This window comes from Psychrobacter sp. D2, assembly GCF_013608135.1.
In the GTDB taxonomy this organism is placed as follows: domain Bacteria; phylum Pseudomonadota; class Gammaproteobacteria; order Pseudomonadales; family Moraxellaceae; genus Psychrobacter; species Psychrobacter cryohalolentis.
Genome location: NZ_JACDXZ010000004.1, coordinates 1 through 17,972 on the forward strand (window position 1 = coordinate 1; position 17,972 = coordinate 17,972).

15 protein-coding genes are annotated in these 17,972 nt (G+C 42.7%); 4 read left to right on the top strand and 11 right to left on the bottom strand.

All coding sequences use genetic code 11. The features are described from left to right. Nucleotides 1-41 precede the first annotated feature (41 nt). A protein-coding gene (locus H0262_RS06600) for an IS3 family transposase (protein ID WP_181209883.1) occupies nt 42-1,261 on the top strand; the annotation gives its coding sequence in 2 pieces (ribosomal slippage) (nt 42-381 and nt 381-1,261; 1,221 coding nt in all). Between the two features lie 98 nt (nt 1,262-1,359). On the opposite strand, the gene H0262_RS06605 is transcribed toward H0262_RS06600, so the two are convergent. The 10 genes from H0262_RS06605 to rsmG all read right to left on the bottom strand — a co-directional run bounded on the left by H0262_RS06605 (nt 1,360) and on the right by rsmG (nt 11,240). Next, a complete protein-coding gene (locus tag H0262_RS06605) occupies nt 1,360-1,707 on the bottom strand; it encodes a PilZ domain-containing protein (protein WP_011513403.1) in 348 nt (115 codons plus the stop codon). 138 nt (nt 1,708-1,845) lie between these two features. Beyond that, the gene (locus H0262_RS06610; protein WP_041772513.1) at nt 1,846-2,964 is read right to left on the bottom strand and encodes a DNA polymerase III subunit delta'; all 1,119 of its coding nucleotides are present in this window, start codon (nt 2,962-2,964) and stop codon (nt 1,846-1,848) included. A 142-nt stretch (nt 2,965-3,106) separates the two neighbouring features. Then, nucleotides 3,107-3,913: a 3-deoxy-manno-octulosonate cytidylyltransferase gene (gene kdsB / locus H0262_RS06615; RefSeq protein WP_181210163.1), complete on the bottom strand. Its 807-nt coding sequence runs from the start codon at nt 3,911-3,913 to the stop codon at nt 3,107-3,109. A 48-nt stretch (nt 3,914-3,961) separates the two neighbouring features. Further along, nucleotides 3,962-5,080, bottom strand: a complete 1,119-nt coding sequence (gene lpxK, locus H0262_RS06620) for a tetraacyldisaccharide 4'-kinase (protein WP_181210164.1) — start codon at nt 5,078-5,080, stop codon at nt 3,962-3,964. A 2-nt stretch (nt 5,081-5,082) separates the two neighbouring features. Continuing rightward, nucleotides 5,083-6,879: a lipid A export permease/ATP-binding protein MsbA gene (gene msbA, locus H0262_RS06625; RefSeq protein WP_181210165.1), complete on the bottom strand. Its 1,797-nt coding sequence runs from the start codon at nt 6,877-6,879 to the stop codon at nt 5,083-5,085. A 136-nt stretch (nt 6,880-7,015) separates the two neighbouring features. Next, nucleotides 7,016-7,447, bottom strand: a complete 432-nt coding sequence (locus tag H0262_RS06630; protein ID WP_020443268.1) for a biopolymer transporter ExbD — start codon at nt 7,445-7,447, stop codon at nt 7,016-7,018. An 89-nt stretch (nt 7,448-7,536) separates the two neighbouring features. Continuing rightward, on the bottom strand, nt 7,537-8,271 hold the full coding sequence (locus tag H0262_RS06635; RefSeq protein WP_020443267.1) for a MotA/TolQ/ExbB proton channel family protein: 735 nt from the start codon (nt 8,269-8,271) through the stop codon (nt 7,537-7,539). Between the two features lie 84 nt (nt 8,272-8,355). Further along, nucleotides 8,356-9,471, bottom strand: a complete 1,116-nt coding sequence (locus H0262_RS06640) for a ParB/RepB/Spo0J family partition protein (protein ID WP_181210166.1) — start codon at nt 9,469-9,471, stop codon at nt 8,356-8,358. Between the two features lie 145 nt (nt 9,472-9,616). Beyond that, nucleotides 9,617-10,396 (bottom strand): ParA family protein, encoded by a 780-nt coding sequence (locus H0262_RS06645; protein WP_181210167.1) that lies wholly within the window; start codon nt 10,394-10,396, stop codon nt 9,617-9,619. A gap of 127 nt (nt 10,397-10,523) precedes the next feature. Then, nucleotides 10,524-11,240, bottom strand: a complete 717-nt coding sequence (gene rsmG / locus H0262_RS06650) for a 16S rRNA (guanine(527)-N(7))-methyltransferase RsmG (RefSeq protein WP_181210168.1) — start codon at nt 11,238-11,240, stop codon at nt 10,524-10,526. 352 nt (nt 11,241-11,592) lie between these two features. Between rsmG and H0262_RS06655 the strand changes: the two genes are divergently transcribed. From H0262_RS06655 to H0262_RS06665, 3 genes are all read left to right on the top strand, one after another. After that, nucleotides 11,593-14,532, top strand: coding sequence for an ATP-binding protein (locus H0262_RS06655; protein WP_181210169.1), 2,940 nt, complete (start codon nt 11,593-11,595; stop codon nt 14,530-14,532). 119 nt (nt 14,533-14,651) lie between these two features. Further along, complete coding sequence (locus tag H0262_RS06660; protein ID WP_181210170.1) at nt 14,652-15,788, top strand: YafY family protein; 1,137 nt, start codon at nt 14,652-14,654, stop codon at nt 15,786-15,788. Nucleotides 15,789-15,875: 87 nt separating this feature from the next. Further along, nucleotides 15,876-16,541 (top strand): TerD family protein, encoded by a 666-nt coding sequence (locus H0262_RS06665; protein ID WP_181210171.1) that lies wholly within the window; start codon nt 15,876-15,878, stop codon nt 16,539-16,541. 254 nt (nt 16,542-16,795) lie between these two features. On the opposite strand, the gene H0262_RS06670 is transcribed toward H0262_RS06665, so the two are convergent. Further along, nucleotides 16,796-17,773, bottom strand: a complete 978-nt coding sequence (locus H0262_RS06670) for an ion transporter (RefSeq protein ID WP_020443260.1) — start codon at nt 17,771-17,773, stop codon at nt 16,796-16,798. Nucleotides 17,774-17,972 lie beyond the last annotated feature (199 nt).

The following is a 17,972-nucleotide window of genomic DNA, read 5'->3' on the forward strand; positions in this document are numbered from 1 at the left end:
TGTCCCGTCCTGAAATAAGTTTACGAAAAAGGAGCTTATTCATGGACAAGTTAGACACTGTAAAGGTTAAGCGCACTCAAAAAGATTACACCTTAGGCTTTAAATTAGCCGTCGTTGACAGTATAGAAAAAGGCGACATGACCTATAAACAAGCGCAAGCAATTTATGGCATACAAGGACGCAGTACCGTTTTGGTGTGGCTGCGAAAGCATGGTAAATTAGACTGGATCCATCCCCTTAAGAGCCAGACTATGCCGCATAAAGAAACCCCTGCCCAAACCATCAAACGTTTAGAGCGTGAACTGGCTGATGCTAAAGCACATAACCTTATTTTAAGTAAAGTAGTCGAAGTATTTGAAAATGACTATGGAGAAAATGCTAGAAAAAAGTCTTCTACGGCATCCTTTGGAAACTCAAAACAGACAAACAAATAAGTTTAGCTCAAGGATGTCGTTTGCTTAGTGTTAGTCCGCAAGCGGTATATCAACATCGTATTCGGCAGCATGACAAAGCAAGCAAGTTTACTGTCATCAAAGACTGGGTGCAAGCGTATCGAATGCTCATGCCTCGCATAGGAGGTCGGAAGTTATATTGGCTCATTAAGCCTAAGCTGATGGCTCATGGCATAAAGATTGGCCGTGATGGCTTCTTTGATTATCTAAGAGCACACCGCTTGTTGGTTAAGCCCAAACGTAGCTATACAAAGACGACCTTTAGTAAGCACTGGATGAAAAAGCATCCCAATCTAACGAAAGATGCCCCTGCGCCTATCAAGCCTGAACAAACCTTGGTGGCTGATATTACTTATGTCACATCCAAACAAGGGACGCACTACCTATCTTTAGTGACGGATGGGTATTCAAGACAGATTATGGGATATCATTTAAGTGAGAGTATGCCAGCGACTGAGGTTGTAAAAGCGCTTAAGATGGCAGCTCAAAGGCGGCGTTATACTCATAAAGCGATTCATCACTCTGATAGAGGTCTACAGTACTGTGCATCAGAGTATCAAGAGGTGCTTAGAGCAAATAACATCACACCGTCTATGACCGATGGCTATGATTGTTATCAAAATGCATTGGCTGAGCGCGTTAATGGGATTTTAAAGAATGAGTTCTTGTTGTATGAGTGCAATACGATGAGTGAGCTTAAACAGCTGATCGATGAGTCTGTTTATGTCTATAACCATATCAGACCGCATTTAAGTTTAAATATGAGAACACCTGCTGAGGTACATGACGGTTATTTATCTCCTGCTTAATACAAAAAAGCCAGATATTCAGGGTATCTGGCTTAGCAAAAACTATCAATATATTTTAGGACGAGACAAGTTATTATAATTGCTGATAAATATTAAAACTACATAGTATAAGTAGCCTGCAAACTGTCGATCTTACCTGCCAATAGACGCTCAACTTCGTTCTTTATTCTTAATCCCGTAATGTCCGTGCCCATTTGGACTGCAAAACCTACTGGTCGACCACTTTGAGCTTTAGAATTAATCCAAACTACCTTGCCATTCATAGGCAAACGCTCGCTAGAATTGGGCAAAGTAACAGCAATAAAAACTTCGTCACCCAGTTTTTGCGCTCGATCAGACGGCACGAACAATGCCCCATTGGTAACAAAGGACAGATAGCTTGCATATAGCATATCTATGTTTTCAATATGACAGGTTAAAATCCCACCACGTCCTGGCATTGCCATAGTCAGCTCCCTTTATCCATGAGGTTTACAGTATTTTTTCACACAGGGTTATCTTGTATAGTATTAGAGTATAAATACTGATAATAAGTTTAGTGGCATACACTGATATGCGAGAGTATCTTTAAGCCTTGTTGTCTATTACAAGCAAGCCAAATCTTGCATCAGCTTATCATAGGCGAATTTTTCTTGCACGTTTTGTTGCAGCGCAATTTTTGTCTGTTGTAAGCTATGCGCAAACACCTCTAACCTACTATCAATAGGTTGACAATCATTTAAATTGATTAAAAAATTAATGTCTTTTTGCTGCGCTTCAAAGCCCAAACCAACACGGCGGATATCGATTATCATGAGTTCAGACAGCTGGATAAATTCGACAATACCAAGCTGGGTTTGCCAATAGTCACTTGCCGCCACGCTACTGCGCTTACCGCTACGTAATGCCTGCCATGTTGTCAGCCATAGTGCGCGCTTGCTATACCATGGCGCTTGAGCCAGTGCCACAGCTGCTAAAGGCGCACCATTTGCTAACTGGATAAGCTGCTCAATGGCATCTGTACCAACCGCTTCACGATGAATATTGCTGCCCAATGCTTTAGTCACATAATCCACTGCGACAGCAGGGTCAATCGTCTGTAATGCCAATTGCTGAACACGGCTTTTAATCGTTGGGAGCAACTGTGCAGGGGCATCACTAATCAGAAATAAATGGACTTGGGCTTGGGGTTCTTCCAAGGTTTTAAGTAGCGCATTGGCGGCGGCAATGGTCATTTTCTCAGCATGATCTAATACGCAAATACGCATTCCCTGCCCGCCTTGATAAATAAAAGGCTGCAAGGCACGAATATCATCCACCTTTATTTTTAATGACGCGTTACTCGCTGTCTTAGCAGATTTTTTATCTTTTGTACTATTAGCTAACGCTTCTTTTTGAGCGCTGCTATCAGCATTGACTGGCAGGCTGACTAGCGGTAGCACTTGTAAGCTTGGATGCGTACCTGATCTAAGCCATTGACAGCTCTCACAATGACCGCAAGCGCCGAGTGGATGCTCATCACGCGCGCGGCATAATAACCATGCCACCAATCGCCATACAAAAGCGCGCTTGCCCATGCCTTGCATACCAGCTGCTAACAGCGCATGAGGTAGAGATTGCTGCGGCGCTAGTACCCGCATTGTCAGCTGCGACCAAAGTTCGTGTTGCCATGGCAATAGTGGCGCAAAATACATATCATCTGTCATATTTGTCAGCTCACTCATGGCACTCACTTAATATCTTTCAATTAAAAATCTGTGTTAGAGCATAATTTCTAAGAGTAATTTGGAATAAAAATAATGCTATAAAATTTAATTAAAACTATTTTAATAGAAACTGTATTTTTATTGCTTAGGCTATTCTACATTAATAATCTTGGAAATCTGTCAAACTCATGGCATTTAAACGATCCAAATCTTCTTGCGTATCGACACCTGCAGGTAATGAGCAGGCAGCTTTAGCAATGGCGATATGTCCACCATTTTCCAACACACGTAATTGCTCTAAGCTTTCTAGTATTTCAAGCGGCGTTTGTGACCAGTGAACAAATTGCTGTAGCAAACTGACACGATAAGCATATAAGCCTAGATGACGATAGGCATTTTTTGGCGGCTGTTTACTATTCTCACTGGTTAATACTACATCACGATTACAAGGAATCGGCGCGCGACTAAAATAAAGCGCTCGTTGTTGACCATTGGACGTCTGACTGACCACTTTAACGACGGATGGGCGCATAAAAGTATCAAAGTCTTCAATTGGCTCACACAAAGTTGCCATGACGCTCTTTGCATCTTGTACCAATAATGTTTTAACTTGCTCTAACAATAATGGCGGTACTAGTGGTTCGTCACCTTGCATATTAACCACTATATCATGGGCAGCCCAGCCTTTGATGGCAGCTACTTCAGCCAAACGGTCCGTGCCTGAAGCATGTTCACTGCTTGTCATCACCACATCAAACCCTGCATCTAGACAAATTTTTGCAATCGATTCATCATCGGTTGCAATACACATATCATCGGCAAAATCCGCCAATCGTGCCTTTTCAGCTACCCAAATTATCATGGGCTTGCCATGAATGGTTAATAATGGCTTGTTAGGTAAACGTGTACTTTTTAAACGTGCAGGAATGACGATATGAGTTTTGACGGGCATAAGGGCTGATGACATAATCTGTTCCTATAAAACCTTTTAAATCTTTATATGATAAACGCTATATTATTGCTTTCTCATGCTTATATCGATGTCCAAGGTTTGCAATTGCTGTTGTAAACTCTCGTAACAACTGTCTGACAATACTGCGGTCACTGGCAATACCCATAATCTGCTGACCAGCTCTTTATACTCATCACTCAGCGCTTGATTAATAATTGCTTGCATTATCGAAGTTCTTATTTTCACGGCATCTTTACTGGTGACAATAATAGGATGGTCAGTATACTGCAACAGTTCATCCAGACTAAAGTCATAATGATCAGGATAAGGATGCGGAATAACTTCAAAACCAAGCGCATTTAAAGTATCAAAAAAACGCTGAGGATACCCAATGCCGCTCACCGCATGTACCTGACTGCCTTTCTCAGGTGCCATGGCTACTACGGCTAAATTATCCATCTGATTATTAGATGACCACAACAGTTCTAAATCATCTGGTTGTAAATGCATCGTTAAATGCTCAGTTAGAAGGGTATTATGATCAGATTTATTGTATATCGATGATGCGTCTGGCTTGTGATGATAAATGACATTTGCATCCTTTAATCGTGAAATGGGTTCGCGTAAAAATCCTGTCGGTAGCAACTGTTTATTCCCAAACCCTCGCGCCGCATCTACCACAACCCATTCAATATCACGTTGCAGCGCATAGTGCTGCAAACCATCATCAGCTATAATCAGCTGTAGATCTGGATAAGCCTCTAGCAAAATAGCAATCGCTTGCTGACGGTTAGGAGATACGGCCATGGATGTCCCTGTCGTATTAACGATGAGACATGGCTCATCACCGACGACATTAGGGACGCTCTCTGTATTAACCAATGCTGGCATTTGGCTACTATCACCGCCATAACCGCGACTGATAACCCCTACTTTAATGCCTTGCTGCTGCAAATGTCGAACCAAAGCAATAATTAATGGTGTCTTTCCGCTACCACCCACTGTGATATTACCGATGACCATGACTGGAATAGGCGCACGGTAACTGGAAAAAACACCTACTTTATAAGCTTGGCGGCGTAGTACCATCAACAGTGCATACAGCCAACTCACTGGCAACAGTAGCCAAAGCCAAGCCGCTTCACGTTGCCATGCACGCGTTATTATCGTTTCAATATTCATAATTATTCAAAATCACGCGCATACATCTGTGCATAATGACCATGCAATTGCATCAGCTCAGCATGGGTGCCAAGCTCAACAATCTGACCACCATCTAGTACAGCAATACGGTCGGCGGACTCAATTGTAGTCAATCGGTGTGCAATAACCAATGTCGTGCGATTCTTCATAATATTATCGAGTGCTTTTTGTATATAATATTCTGACTCATTATCTAAAGCACTAGTAGCTTCATCCAATATCAAAATTGGCGCATCTTTTAGCAGAGCACGTGCAATCGATAGGCGCTGACGCTGACCGCCAGAGAGTTGTAAACCTTCAGCACCGATTTCACTTTGATAGCCATTTGGCATTTGCATAATGAAATCATGAGCAAAGGCATCTTTTGCTGCTTGCTCAACTTCAGATGGAGTTTTATGAGCCAAACTGCCATAAGCAATATTATTAAACACAGTGGTATTAAACAGTACCACTTGCTGATTGACCATCGCAATCTGGGCACGTAAGCTTTCAAGCTTAATGTCTTCAATGTGCATACCGTCTAGCGTAATCTGCCCTGAAGAAGTAGTTAACGTACGTGTGAGCAAATTGACTAAAGATGATTTACCCGCGCCACTACGTCCAACGAGCGCTACTGTCTCGCCTGCACGTATATCCAAATTAAAGTCGTGTAGTGCCACGGTTGAGTCTGGATAAACCAAGCCGACATTATCGAGTTTAATCTCACCTGCCAAGGTAGGGCTAAGCACACCAGTATCTGCTTCTTCCGGCTCATCTAATAAAGCAAATATCGATTCACCAGCCGCCAGCCCTCTCTGTAACTGTTGATTGACATCCGTCAATGAGCGTACTGGCTTACTTAAGAGACCTGCTGCTGCGATATAAGAGATAAACTGACCTGCTGAGATATCATCTATCACCGCAGGACGTAATGCCAGCCAAACTACCACTGCCATTGCCATCGCCATCAATAACTGTACTGCTGGGGTATTGATACTATTGGTCACAACAACCTTCATGCCTTGGCGTAGGTTTTTCTTAGATGTCACATCGAAGCGCTTGGACTCATATGCTTGTCCACCATAATTTTTGACCACTTGATAACCATTGATGACTTCATTGGTGATATGACTGACACCACCCATCGTTTCTTGAATACCTTTGGAAAGCTTCAAATAACGCTTTGACGCTACACGGATAAGCCATAAAATCGGTGGCAGCACAACGAATAAAATCAGTGTCAAACGCCAGTTGCTATAAAGCAAAAAGCCCATCAAGGCCATCACGGTCAGACCGTCACGTAATAACGTTTTCATTGAGTCGGTACTGGCAGCGGTCACCTGCTCAACATCAAAAATAAGCTTAGACGAAATCGTCCCTGCCGGATTGGCCAAATAGAATGAGCTTGGCAAAAGCAGTAACTTATTAAACACCTCTACGCGCAGCTCATAGACCAAATTTCGTGACACCAACGCCGTATAGTAATTACCCAAAAAGCTACCCACACCACGCACAAAGAACAACATCACAATAATAAACGGAAATAAATCCTGCTTACTTTGATCGTTCTGATTGATAGCATCGGTGATATATTGCAGGAGTTTGGCAATCCAAATCTCGGTGGCGGCATTAATAGCAAAACCGATAATGGTAAGTAATATTGCCCACCAGTATGGTTTTAAATAAGCCAGTAAACGCATGAGCGTCTTGCGTTTAGGCGGATTTAACGTCGCCACTGTTGGTACTACTGGTGTTTTAGCAGAAGTTTTTGTAGAGTCAGGTTGGTAAGCTTGGCTCATAAAAGCCTCAATATAGGTATAAGAACGAGAGTGAATGGCATTGATAAAGCAGTAACTTACAATGATGTATATAGCCATAAAAAAGAGTGATGGTGCTTAATACTGAGAACACGCTATAAGCCAAGCTTATTCAGATTTATTGCGGTAACGCTTGACCAAGTGGTACAACGGTACTAATGTTTATATTTAAAAAGCCCAATTTGCCAGCGATATCCATCACTCGCACTACTGATTGATGTGTGGCATTGGCATCAGCGGCAATCACAAATAGCATATCACGATTACTGCCTGCCTCTTGCTGCAACATACTGGTGAGTTCTGCTTCATTGCTGCTGGCAAGGGTAATACCATTGACCAAGTAGCTGCCATCTTCTTGTACAGCTACCTCAATACTGTTTTTATCGTCGGTCAGTGCCACACCTTCCGCTTCAGGCAAAATAATATTTAAACGGCTAAAGTGATTGAACGAGGTTGCTAGTAGCAAAAACACGATTAAAAATAATAAACAATCAATCATCGGGGTCAGATTAATTTCAAGCGGCTCAACGGTTGGTTTTCTAAAGCGCATGTCACTCTCTTCAATAGTCGTGATATTCGATACTAATCTGACCAATATAGCGTTTTCACAATGCCATTATGGCGCTGCTAAAAATACAACTATAGAGTAGCCGTTGCCGTTTTATCTAAACCAAATCCGTCAATTGAGTGCTGATCTCTTATGCTAGCATCTACTGCAGCATGAGTAACTTGCTTAGATGTATTAGGAATATGGGTATTTTCTAACAATTGATAATCGTACAACTCTTGAACCATCAATCCTGCTTGGGTTTCAAATTGCGCATTGATATCGATGATACGGCGCTGAAAATAGCGATAGGCTACCAACGCTGGGATGGCAACTATCATGCCAGCCGCAGTCGTAATCAGAGCTTGCGACACCCCTGCAGCAAGCATCGTTGGGTCTTGCATCGCACCATCAGTAATCGCTAAGAACGATGAGATAATACCCAGTACTGTACCCAACAGGCCTAGTAAAGGGGCAATCGCTCCGATAGTACCAAGCATATTGATGTTTTTTTCTAATTGATGGACTTGTACGCTGGCACGATTTTGCATATGCATCGTCATCGACTCTAAGCCGTATTGACGATAGAGCAAACCCGTTGCTAGGATATCACCTAGCGCAGTCTTTTCTTTGACATTCATCAGCTGCGTACGACCAATGTCACCATTTTCACGAAGGCGAGTAATCAGCTGCTCACGCAATCTATTTGGGGCAACCTTGTTAAACTGTAAGGTATGGCTACGCTCAATAATAATCACCAATGCTAAAATAGAGCACAATACAATAGGTGTCATCAGCCAACCACCCGCTTTTACCAACTCCCACATATCAACTCTCTTCCATATTTTGATAAAAATAGCGGTCATCAAGACTATTTAAATAAGCATTAGATTAAATACACACGCAATATTTTAAGCCTGTGCTTCCATATGCTTAATTAAAGCGGCTAATTGATCTTGACTGTGGAAGAATATCTCAATACTACCCTGCCCGTCTTTTTTATGCTTAAGTTTCACTTCAGCGCCGAGCATATCTGTTAGTCGCTGCGTCAAACGCTCAACATCACGAGACTGTACTTGTTCGGTGCGACTGGCTTTTGGCGCTGGCTGCAAAATAGATTTAACAAGCTTTTCAGCTTCGCGTACGGTCATACCACCATCGATGATTTTTTGAGCAATGATAGGCTGCTGCTCAGATGATAACGCTAAAAGCGTACGCGCATGACCCATATCTAAGGCGCTAGTAGCTAGGTGATCTTTGACCGTGTCGTGCAACTGGTTTAAGCGCAGAAGGTTTGATACGGTAGTACGTGCTTTACCCACGACTTCAGCAATCATAGCGTGACTCATACCAAATTCAGTATGAAAACGCTGTAATGCTGCTGCTTGCTCAATCACGGATAGATCTTCACGCTGGATATTTTCAATTAATGCGAGGGCAATCGCCAGCTCATCTGACAAAGCACGCTCAATCGCTGGAATGACTGACTTGCCTGCCATTTTCGCCGCACGCCAGCGGCGTTCACCGGCGATGATCTCGTGCGTAACAAAAGCTTCGCTTTTATCTTCTGTGGCGAGTAATGGACGAATAACAATAGGCTGCATGACACCATGCTGTTCGATAGAAGATGCCAATTCTGCCAGTGCCGTTTCACTCATGTCACGACGCGGTTGATACTTACCAGCCTGCAAACGGGTAACATCGATTTGCACCAAACTGATTTGGTCTTCAGATCCGTTACTTTCACTCACGTTTACACGATTGCCATTGGCAGTATTTTTACTTACTGTACGCGGTGTACGAGCTTTACGTTGATTGGCATCTTTTGACTCAGAAGCGGCAGTAGATTTTGCATTAGCGGCAGTTTTGACCGTCGCTTTTGTCTCTATTGGATCAGCTGGTAAAGCCTGCTCACGCACGGCTATATCGTCTTGCAAGGCAGAGGCGGTGATTTGCTTTTCTTTTTTGATTGACCCTAATAAGGCGTCTAAACCTCGATTGGCAGCCAACCCTCTTTTCTTCGCCATGATTACCTATCCTCTAACGCTAAAATAAAAGCCAAATGTTTTAAATTCAATAATAAATACGATGTGCACAATTTTGTTATCTGGCTGATTACTCCAGTGATCCATTATTTTTTATAATTGATCATTTTCTCTTATAACCACATAACTATCGACTTTGTTTCATGACTTCAGCGGCCAATTTCTGATAAGCACGTGCGCCCTTTGACCATCTCTCATAAGCAATGACCGGTAGACCATGCGCAGGCGCTTCAGCCAAACGGATATTTCTTGGAATAATGGTTTGATACATAATCTCACCAAAGTGCGCTTCCAGCTCAGCAGACACATCACGGGCGAGCGTATTGCGTGCATCAAATAATGTTCTGACCACACCGCGAATATATAACTTAGGGTTCAACTCTGTTAAACGCTCTATCGTTTGAGACAAATCCGCCAAGCCTTCTAGCGCATAATATTCGCATTGCATCGGAATAATAACGCTATCAGTCGCCACCAACGCATTAATCGTTAATAAGTTTAAACTGGGCGCGCAGTCTATAATCACATAATCATAGGCAGGTTTTTGTGCCGCTTTTTGCGCATCAATCAACTCTGCCATTGCTGTTTTAAATAACTCATGGCTGTTGGTTTTGCTCATCAAAGTGATGTCCATACCCGCCAAATCACGATTGGCACCGATGACATCAAATCCTGCCGGACTGTTAACAATAGCGTCAGATAAAGCCACCCCATCAAGGAGCACATCTGCTATCGTCAGTGCCAACTCATTCTTATCGACACCCGTACCACTGGTCGCATTACCCTGTGGGTCTAAGTCAATGAGCAGTACGTGCTTGCGTTTGGCAGCCAAGCTGGCGGTCAAATTTACCGCCGTTGTGGTCTTACCCACGCCGCCTTTTTGATTCGCAATCGCTATGATTTCCATACACTCACTCAATTTAATTAGGATCTGTTACTAATTTTATTAACACGCGCTTTCGCTAAAAACATAAACATGAGCACAGCATCTACCATAAAAAAGATAGTTTCATGGTAAATGCTGTGCTCATAGCTTAGACATTTTTATAAGACAATTCAATTAAATGACGACTATCATGTAAACGTGGCACGTTTAACTTAATGGTCTTAAACTGCCAATCGTTATTTAAAGCGTCTAACTCTTCTTCACTTGGCGCTTTGCCTTTCATCGCACATAGATAGCCATTATCTGCCAATCGCGGCTCGGCAACTGCAACAAAATCTATCAAACTGGCAAATGCTCGAGAAGTAATCACATCATAGCTTGCCTCGTGCGCTTCAATGCGCGATGCGATAGGCTGCATATTACTCAAACCAAGCTCACTGCTCACTTGCTTAATAAAGCGGATTTTTTTCTGATTGCTATCAAGCGCTGTACATGAGCGCTCAGGCTGACAAATAGCAATAATCACTGCCGGCAAACCGGCACCCGTACCAATATCGAGCAGCGACCCCGAGGGTAAATGGGTTATAATAGCCAAACAATCGATGACATGTTTGATAAGTGCTTCTACCGGATCAGTAATCGCGGTCAGATTATACGCTTTATTCCATAATAAAAGCTGGTCTAAATACAATAATAAGCTGCGCTGCTGCTGGGCATTCAATGTTAGACCTAACTCGTCTATTGCTTGCGCTAAGATATTCGCCAATGTCGGTAATTGTGCGCCAAGCTTTACAAAGCCTGTCGGATCAATATGGATATTACCCATGTTAGCAGAGGATAAAGAAGCTTTAGTGGAGTCTGACATACAAGGGTTTATCCGTTTTTGACATGTGAACCGTCTATTTTATCATGCAGGCTGCTTATTGAATAGTTGCAGATTGCGCCAATGTGCGTCATCTTATACTATCTACGCCTATATTGAGCTGTTATTCTTCTTTAACTGTTCTACTATTATTGTTTTATAATTACTATTAGTAAACTTTTATTCGCTAAGACATAATTGCCCATGATACAAAATTGCGCTCAATGATTGCTTCAAAAAACAGCGATATCTTGTAAGATGTTCTATTACTATAAATGCTAATGTATTCATTGCCACATCAAAAAAACCAAAATCAATCATCATTTAATACTTTTAAGCGACTGACCCTATTCCTATGACAGAACAGACAAACATACCCCTGAATAAAGACCAACAAGACATTAGCGATAATACCGCAGAGGCTATGATGCCTATTAGTGACTCAAGTAACAAGCATCCCCATGAAGAGCCCTCAGCCAATAAGGAATCATTGGATAAAAATTCCTTAGATAAGAAAAAATTGGATAAAAGCTTAAAACGTAAAAAAACGGTCCGTAAGTCGGTAGAAAAAGAAAATAACCCTAACGCTACTGATGCGCCTATTACACCTCACCCTATATTCATAGAAGTCAGTCAGCGCTGCCTCGTCGCGACAAACCAGCTTAAGCGCTATAGTAAACCCAGTCTGCTGCCAGCCGATACTCGTAGCGCACCAGATTTAGATATTGGTTTTGGACAACAGCGGGCGCTTAAGGCATTGCATACGGCACTCGATATTCATGCTAGTGGTTATCATGTGTTTGCGGCTGGCGAGAATGGTTTGGGTAAACGCACTGTGATTAGTCGCTTGCTCAGTCTTATCGCAGCCGATGCACCGACGCCGGATGATTGGGTATATGTACACAACTTCACTGACCCACGGACGCCACTGGCACTACGCTTACCTGCTGGTCAGGCTGCTGTCTTGCAACACCAAGTCAATACTTTGTGGCAACAAGCCAAAAAACGGCTGAGTCAACGCTTTCGCAGCGATCAGTATCAAAGCAAGATAGAAGCCATCAAAAATGACACACATCAAAAGGAAAGTCATGCCTATGATGTGCTCAATGCTGAGGGCAAGCAGTATGATCTAGCGTTAACGTTTCGGCCGTTTGATAATAAAGCCGTTTTTGTTCATCCAAGCCAGCTTGCAACAGAAACGAGCGATATGGATGATAAAGAAAACAAACTCTCTAATAGTCATAAAAACAATACCCTTATCAATGACAATAAGGAAGCGGCGACCGCTAGCACCGATGAGAGCAATGTTAAGGCTAATGATAGTTCATATAGCAGCGAATATGAAACTGAGCTAAATAATTTCGCTCAAAAAAATCATATGCAAAAACGTCTGAGTCAGCTGACGATTGCTTTAGAGCAATTAGAAGATGAAGCCAATGATGCCATCGAGTCGCTACATCGCAATATTGCCAAGCGAGCACTACAGCCGTTATTTACCCCTATTTATGAGCAGTTCAGTGCTCAACCACTGGTCGTTGAGTATTTAAAAGTAGTCTTTGCCGATATGGTTACTCATGTCGAGCGTATCGTTAATGGAGATGATGAAGAGTTTGTAACGGCATTGCTCGCCACGACGCCTAGTAGATATGCGGTCAATGTTATTAGCAGTCATGAGCCTGATAGTGGTGCGCCCGTTATCTTTGAAGACTTGCCTACTCACTTAAATTTATTAGGTCATGTAGAGCAGATCACTCAATTAGGTACGGTTACGACCGATGTCAGCATGATTCGTGCCGGCGCTTTACATCGTGCTAATGGAGGTTACTTACTGCTTGAAGCCAGTCATCTGCTTGAGCATCCTTATGCGTGGCAAGGTCTTAAGCGTGCATTACAGTCTCGTAAAATTAAACTCTCAAGTCTTGAACAAATGCTGACCTTAACAGGTAGCTTATCCTTATCGCCTGCGCCCATTGATCTTGATATAAAGGTTATTTTATTGGGTGAAGCTGATTTGTATTACGAATTACTGGAGCTTGAGCCGGAGTTTGATGCGGTATTTAAGGTACGTGCTGACTTCCACGATGATGTGGTTCGTACTCATGAGCACGAGCTCGCGTTGGTCGGAAAGATGGCAGACATCATTGATTACGCCAATCTTTATCCATTTGATAGAAGGGCACAAGCTGCTCTACTTGAGCATTTAAGTCTGCAAGCAGAGGATCAAGACCGTCTAAGTCTGCACAGTGATTTGCTTATTAAGCTGTTGCATGAATCCAATCGCCATGCGCGTTTGGGCGGACAGGATATCGTCAGTGCCAAACATGTGGTACAAGCTATTGAAGATATGGATGAGCGCTCAGGATATTTGCGCGACCTCTATTGGGATGAGCTCAAAAACGGTCAGCAGCTTATTCAAACTCAAGGAGAGGCAGTTGGGCAAGTCAACGCCTTAACAGTGGTAAGCTATGCCGATAGTGAGTTTGGCATGCCTGCCCGTCTCACAGCGGTCATTCAGCCAAATATCGGTACAGGTGAAATCCTAGATATCGAGCGTGATGTTGATTTGGGCGGTAGCTTGCACGCCAAAGGTATGCTGATTATGACCAGCTACTTACGAGCGTTATTTAGTCAGCACCATGCACTAAATTTTAGCGCCTCACTGGCTTTTGAGCAAAGCTATGCACATATTGATGGTGATAGCGCGACTGTCAGTGAGGGCTGTGCGCTATTATCTGCCTTAGCAAACGTACCGATCAATCAATCTCTTGCGATTACAGGTTCTATGAATCAGCTTGGGGAAGTACAAGCCGTCGGCGGCATCAATTCCAAGATTGCAGGTTTCTTTGATGCGTGCCGCGAGCAAGAATTGACTGGACAGCAAGGCGTGGTCATTCCTATGGCAAACGTCAAACAGCTTATGCTGCGCGACGATATCATTACTGCTGTAAAAGCTGGTAGCTTTCATATATATGGGGTGCACACGCTCAGTGAAGCGCTCACATTAATGACGGGATTACCTGTCGATACAGTGAATAAGAAAAGTCGCTACCGCAAAGAGACGTTGTTTGGTAAAGTCTTAAGTCGTTTGATGCTATGGGATGAAAACCAAAACACAGATGATGATATTGACGATAAAAAATCAAAAAAGAAAGCCAAAAAAAAGCGCCAAGCCAAACGCCAAAAAAAAGAAGATAAGAATAAAGTCTCTAACAAAGAAAAGGCTATTAAAGAACAGCTTATTAAAGGGGACAATGACACCATCATAGAAGAAGTTATTATAGATGAAGCACGCTAGATATTAGGGTGCTCTCTGCAATGCTATATAATAACCATCTGCTGATGTCCTTTCATGCTCATATTAATGTGAATAACCCGCTGACTTTATAATCGTGACATTACAAAGGTTATCTTTTCATGACTGTATCTCATACCGACATTGCTCATACTGACAACGATAATCGCGACACTCAACAGGCTACTGATGAGCAAGCAAACGCTGTTGCATTTTCAGACAATAAAGCCGCTGATGATACAGCCGATAGTCGTCATGGCGCTGCGACAACAGCGCGGCAGTGGCAAGTGTTGTCGCAATTACAACGTAATCGTTGGGTCGGCACCACTCATGTCTATGAGCAGCTGATACTGGCAGGTTTTGACATCAGTTTGCGCACAGTACAGCGCGACTTAAACGCCCTTGCCAAACGTTTTCCTATCGAAAAAAATAACGCCAATCCACAAGGTTGGCGCTGGGAAGACGATGCGCCGCTACAAAGCTTGCCGCATATGAATCTATCACAAGCGGTTGCCTTTAATATGGTGGAAGCCAATCTAAGCCAGCTGCTACCGCCCGTTATTTTAGATGAGTTATTTCCTTGGTTTGATTTGGCACGGCGCCAACTTAAAAACAGCAAAGTAACCCATTCATGGATTGATAGGGTTCGTATTGAGCCTGCGACCCAGCCTTTGATTGCGCCGCACATTGATTTGGACAGTAAAGATAATATTTATCATGCTTTATTTTATCAATTACAAATCAAAGCCAGCTATACCCGTAGCAACAAATCCCAAGCCAGCGAATATACCTTAAACCCTATTGCCATTATCCAACGCGGGGTGGTTATTTATCTGCTCGCGACCCGCACTGATGATAGCGAAACTATCATTCGCACCTTTGCCCTACATCGATTTGCCAGTGTTGAGATATTAGAGAGCGCAGCAAAAACGCCTGATAATTTTCAGTTAGATAACTATCTGGACGCAGGTGGTATGGGCTTTAGTCATCCTTTATTCCGCCAACTGCCCAATCATGGCAAATATACAGCGATTGAGCTACAATTTACCAAACAAGCAGGCAAAAGCTTAACAGAAAGTAAGCTCAGTGATGATCAAATTGTGATCATCAATAACGATGAAACCTTGACCATACAAGCAACGGTGAATCTAACTTCTCAGCTGGTTTGGTGGTTAAGAGGTTTTGGTAATGGGCTGCTAAACGCCAAACCAGAGCTACTTTATCAAGCAGTATTAGATAAAATAGTGGAAGATATCTAATTTTTTACGCCATCCTTACAAGCACTTTTATAGCTTATACATCTACCTAACTCATTCATAAAAAAACCAAGTATAAAAAGGATTACTATGTCGACCACTACCCCATCGCCACTACTTTCAGACAGCTTAAGAGGGTTGGGTTTGGACGCAGGAACTTTGTTTTTTGGTCTCAATTATGAATTTACCAAGGTTGAGCAGACAGGCTTATTTAAAAAATTAAAGAAGCGTTTTAATAAAAATGCAAATTCCATGGATCTTGATTTGGCTTGCGTGTTATATGATGACAACTGCACCATCAGCGATATGGTTTGGTTTAAGCAGCTGCGCGACAAAGCCGAATCGATATGCCATCAAGGCGATAGTTTGAATGGTAAAGACCGCGGCGACCAAGCGATGTATCTTGCACCGCTTGATCAAGAGCAAATCAGACTATATCTGGATGAAATCCCTGCTCATATTACGCATATTGCTTTGATTGCCAACTCCTATTACGGACAACCTTTTACCAGAGTTAAAAAAGGCGAGATTCATCTCAGCGATGATGAAGGTAACCGCTCTTTTGAGGTCAATTTAAAGCAGCTGCCACGTGATTGCGTGACGCTGTGGGTTGCCCATTTACGCCGAGAAGTAGATGACTGGCATCTAACGTTACAGAACCTGCCACTCCCTGCAACAGATTTGGCAATAGCGGCGCAACAAGTGGCGCATGAATTGGCTCGTGCCCTACCGATCCCGCAAGCCATCTATAGCTAAAAGGATGTGCCGCGCTTAATTAAAAATGGTCAATCGCTATACAAAGCCATTGACCATTTTTAATTCTATATAGGCGATTCGATACAGAAGAAAGCCTGTGATAACTGGCATAGTTAAAATATCTTAAAAACACTACAGTGCTGCTGGTATAAATTTTTTGCAGCCTCTGTCTGCGTAGGCACAGTAAGCAAGAAAAATTAATATCAGCAGTACTTGATGTATCAATATTACTTTTCCCTGACTATAGTCCTTTACTATAAGCGCTCACCGCAATGTGGACAAAAATTCTTTTGCTGCACGTCTCTTTCACGGCGCTCAAGCTCTTGCTCACGCAGCACTTGCAGCACAATATCCTGCGCTTGCTCTTTATCTAAGCCAAGCTCGCGGCGGATTTTTTCAATCATCATCTGATTTTGAACCAAATCAAAATCACTATCAATCAGTTGTCCCCTGAAATCCTGCTCAAGCTCTTCACGGCGCTGACTGAGCTCATTTGCCAAGCCAGTTGCCAAAATACCAGCAGGTAACGCTGCTAAACCAACGCCCAATATAGTAATGATAGCGCCTAATATTTTGCCAGCATTGGTAATCGGCGTCACATCACCATAACCTACCGTTGTTAGAGTAACTACCGCCCACCACATGGCTTTTGGTATCGATTCAAACTCCTCTGGCTGTGCATGATTTTCTACTAAGTAGATACCACTAGAAGCGGTCACAATCATGATTATTAAGATAAAAATAACCGCTTGGAAGGAGCCTTTTTCCTTACTAATAACCACCAACAAAATACGCAATGAGGCAAAATAACGAGTCAACTTAAGAATACGAAACAGACGTAAAATACGCAAGAAACGCAAGTCTATACTGACAAAGAAGTTCAAAAAGGCAGGGACAATGGCAATCAAATCAATCAATGCAGATGGACTTCTTAGCCAATCCCAGCGCTGTCGCCATGTAGTATTGCTTGGCTTAGCTTCAGCAACGCTCCATATGCGAAGCAAATATTCAATAGAAAATATCACAATAGAAAAATTTTCAAACCACGTAAAGTATTCTTGATAAGGGTAGTACCAAGTATCAACAGACTCTGCAATCACTGCAGTAACATTTGCCATAATCAAAAAAATAAGGAAATAATCAACACAGCGACTAAAGAGCGTATCATGCTCATCGTTTTGCAAAATATTATAGACAAAAAGACGCAAGCGCCGTATAGATTGAAATAGCATGCCGTCCCTATGCGGTGTAACACCGAGCTTGGATGAACAAAAAAGCCGTTATGAGAGTCTGATTATACTAACTTTGTATAATAAATGTAGACAACCAAGACCAATATGATAGCAACGACAAAAAACGCTATGCGCAATAACCGCTCTTCAGCGCGCCACTCATGACTACGTTTTTGGGCAGGTAACAAGGATAAGCCAC